The sequence below is a fragment of the Mesorhizobium sp. M7A.F.Ca.ET.027.03.2.1 genome (assembly GCF_003999175.1).
Taxonomy (GTDB): Bacteria; Pseudomonadota; Alphaproteobacteria; order Rhizobiales; family Rhizobiaceae; genus Mesorhizobium.
The window spans coordinates 1-728 of record NZ_RZOM01001688.1; the positions used below are offsets into that span (position 1 = coordinate 1).

General features: G+C 66.9%; 1 protein-coding gene and 1 pseudogene. One reads left to right on the plus strand and one right to left on the minus strand.

The annotated features are described in order from the left end of the window. A partial coding sequence (locus EN750_RS37385; RefSeq protein ID WP_145968332.1) for a ComF family protein occupies positions 1-496 on the minus strand: 496 nt, incomplete at its 3' end. Between the two features lie 65 nt (positions 497-561). Between EN750_RS37385 and EN750_RS41315 the strand changes: the two are divergent. Further along, a pseudogene (locus EN750_RS41315) lies at positions 562-728 on the plus strand (SAM-dependent methyltransferase); the annotation flags it as partial.

The window sequence follows — 728 nt, forward strand, 5'->3', positions numbered from 1 at the left end:
CCGAGACCGCCCGCGCCAGTTCCGCCGATTGGTTGAAGCGCCGCCTGAAAAAGCGCCGCCAGTGCAGCGGCACCGGCACCACCACATCCGCCTCGGCGATGAGATCGGCACCCGCACGCACCATCCAGCGCGCCATCCATGGTGCCAGATCCGTGCGATCCTGGTATTTCAACCCTTGCACCATCTGGCGGGCAACGCCGGAATAGGCGACCGCCGCCCGCGCCCGCTCGAAAGGCGGCGGATCGGCAATCGCCTCGGCCGACAGAAAGCCTTCGCCCATATGATGGGTGAACGGCGTGCCCATGACCGGGCACCATGGCCGCTCCAGCAGCCTGAGCTTCGGCCAGCAGGCGCCGCACAGCACGCCTGGCTGCGAGACATGCCGGCGGCAACCGGCGCAGACCGGCGGAAACAGCATACGCGCCGGCCAGCCGACAACCGACCGCGCCAGGTTCGTGATCGCGATGGACTTGATCTTGGGCATCGGATCGGCCACGTGGTTGCTCCTGCGCGCCACTATATCAACGATCCCGGAGCGTGGACAAACAAAGGATCTGCCCGTTGCAGCCGATAATGGATACCTCTCTGTGGCTGGCGCACAAGCGGCGCGCCCTTGCTCATCCGGTCGACGGTGCGGACTTCCTCATGCGCCGCACGGCCGAGGACCTTGCCGACCGGCTGGGTGCCGTCGAGCGCAGGTTCGGCAAGGCGGCTGTGCTGTTTTGCCA